Source organism: Flavobacterium sp., assembly GCF_049318185.1.
Lineage (GTDB): Bacteria > Bacteroidota > Bacteroidia > Flavobacteriales > Flavobacteriaceae > Flavobacterium.
The window spans coordinates 1-2,019 of the sequence record NZ_JBMOGV010000216.1 but is presented as its reverse complement, the minus strand read 5'-3'; the positions used below and the strand labels follow the sequence as shown (position 1 = coordinate 2,019).

Genomic DNA, 2,019 nt, shown 5'->3' with positions numbered 1-2,019 from the left:
TTGAAAATAAAAAACCTCAAACTTTCGTTTGAGGTTTAGAGCGGAAGACGAGGCTCGAACTCGCGACAACCAGCTTGGAAGGCTGGAGCTCTACCAACTGAGCTACTTCCGCATTTTTGTGAGTGCAAATATATAGAATAAGTTTCTTTTGATGCAAATTTTTTAAAAAAATTCAGTAAAAAAATTTAAAATTATAATCCAAACATAACCATTGGGTTATGAAAATCTAAGAATATAATTTAGAAAGTATTTCTTGTTTTGCCGAAGGATGATAAAGAAATAAACAAGATTTATCTTTTATAGCGTTTATTATTTTTTCATTCATCTCAACAGGAACAGCAGGACAACCTTGACTTCTTCCTAATCTTTTGTTTTGCTTAATGAATGACTCTGAAACATAATCGGCACCATGAATTACAACCGCTCTTTTTCTAGCATTATCATTCAATCCTTTTTCTAAACCATCTAGCTTTAAAGACAAACCATGTTTGCCTTTATAAATTTCTCCCGTGGCATAAAAACCGATGCTACTTTTGAAAGACTCAGCTTGATTGGAGAATTCCTTTGCATATTCTTCTCCAGTATTTCTTCCATGAGCCACTAACGTTTGAAATAAAACTATATTTTTCTCCAAATCAATTACCCACATTCTTTTAACATTGGATGACAAACTAAAATCGACAAGAGTTAAAATGTTTTTTTGAATTATTCCTTTTTGTTTCAAAGCATAGAAACCATCAAGCGCCATAGTAAAACATTCGAATTTTGGCAATTCAAATGAATTTGCATTTAATTGATTGTAAGTTGACACATTTTTGGAAACAGCTTTTTCAACTATTTCTATACTCTTGTTTGCGGAGATTGTTTTGTCGGGAAAACTATTGAAAGACATCAACAATAAGAAAAACAAAAATGATAGGGATTTATAATTCATTGAATAGTATAGGTTTAAAGTGAGACATGGGTTCTGCAAATATATATTATATACACAAAAAACAATTTTTTTAATATACTATTAAGTAAATTTTAATTCTTCAAAATCACATTACTTTTTTGAATAGTCTTGTTATTAATCAGTCAAATAGTTATTTTTGCAGCACTAACCTACAAATCTATGACTAAGTATTCGTACTTATTACTCTATGCTATTCTGCTAAATAGCAGCCTTTTTTTTGGTCAAAAAAAAACACTTCATACCCAACCCACATCTGAAAAAATAGTAATTGACGGTAAGTTAAATGAAAATGCATGGCAATCTGCGGAAATAGCTAGCGATTTTATTATGATAAATCCAGACAATGGTAAACCCATTCCTCAAGAAAGAAGAACAGAAGTAAAAATAGTTTACAGCAATGAAGCTGTATATGTTGCCGCTACTCTTTATGATGATGAACCCAATAAAATACTAAAAGAATTAACATCAAGAGATAACTTTGCCACTGCAGATCACTTTGGGGTTTTTTTTAATGGATACAACGATGGTCAACAAGAATTTCGTTTTATTGTTAGTGCAGCTGGTGTACAACAAGATTGGATATACACCGAAGCCAATGGCGGAGACTTTTCCTGGGATGCAATTTGGGAAAGTCATGTAGAATTAACAAATTATGGATGGACTGTAGAAATGAGAATTCCCTATGCAGCTTTGCGCTTTTCTACCGAAAAAAAACAAACTTGGGGTCTGAATTTTTACCGTGAAATAAGAAGACTACGGCAACAATATTCTTGGAACTTTCTTGACAACAAAATCGAAAATGAAAGTACTCAATCCGGAATTTTAGAAGGGATAGAAAACGTAAATACACCCACACGCCTTTTCTTAATTCCCTACTCATCACAATATGTTTACGCTAATAAAACTAATAAAACCAATGGAGAATTCAAAGGTGGCCTTGATGTAAAATACGGCATCAACGATGCGTTTACTTTAGACGCCATTTTGATACCCGATTTTGGTCAAACCAAATTTGACAACATAGAACTAAATCTTAGTGCCTTTGAACAACAATTTAGCGAGAA

The 2,019-nt window shown here is 32.4% G+C and carries 2 protein-coding genes and 1 tRNA gene; 1 reads left to right on the top strand and 2 read right to left on the bottom strand.

The features are described 5' to 3' along the window. Nucleotides 1–39: 39 nt before the first annotated feature. Together ACOYLT_RS11725 and ACOYLT_RS11720 are read right to left on the bottom strand one after the other, a co-directional pair. Nucleotides 40–112: transfer RNA gene (locus tag ACOYLT_RS11725), tRNA-Gly, on the bottom strand. A gap of 114 nt (nucleotides 113–226) precedes the next feature. Continuing rightward, on the bottom strand, nucleotides 227–934 hold the full coding sequence (locus ACOYLT_RS11720; RefSeq protein WP_422854021.1) for a murein L,D-transpeptidase catalytic domain family protein: 708 nt from the start codon (nucleotides 932–934) through the stop codon (nucleotides 227–229). Between the two features lie 180 nt (nucleotides 935–1,114). Between ACOYLT_RS11720 and ACOYLT_RS11715 the strand changes: the two genes are divergently transcribed. Further along, nucleotides 1,115–2,019 (top strand): DUF5916 domain-containing protein (locus ACOYLT_RS11715; RefSeq protein WP_422854020.1); only part of this gene is annotated, 905 nt, incomplete at its 3' end.

Bases quoted from the DNA above. Each gene is read 5' to 3' on its own strand.
- ACOYLT_RS11720 (WP_422854021.1), bottom strand. From the start codon at position 934: ATGAATTATAAATCCCTATCATTTTTGTTTTTCTTATTGTTGATGTCT.